The 310-nt window shown below is 65.8% G+C and carries 1 pseudogene; it reads right to left on the reverse strand.

The features are described 5' to 3' along the window. Positions 1-310 (reverse strand): annotated as a pseudogene (locus ABGI63_RS25850) (cell division protein FtsK); the annotation flags it as partial.

The following is a 310-nucleotide window of genomic DNA, read 5'->3' on the forward strand; positions in this document are numbered from 1 at the left end:
CATGCATGAAGCGCTCGGCCGGCTTGTAGCCCAGCTCGATCAGCGCCTCTTTCGCCTTCGTCAGCGGCGGCTTGGTGTGGCGATTGAAGTCCTGCAGATCGAGGGTCTGCAGATAGTGCAAAAAACGCCGCGCCCCGCCGGCCGCCAGGAACTCACGCACCCGCGCGTACAGGTCGCCGTCCTCGGCCACCGGCGTGTAGATCACCATGAAGCGCCGGTCCCCGGCCTCCAGCGCCAGCGGCTGGCTCTCGTTGGAGAGAAAGATCAGGTTCGCGTGATTGCTCTCCCAGCGCGTGTCCGCGTGCATGGC

This window comes from Roseateles cavernae (assembly GCF_040187885.1).
GTDB lineage: Bacteria > Pseudomonadota > Gammaproteobacteria > Burkholderiales > Burkholderiaceae_C > Roseateles_E > Roseateles_E cavernae.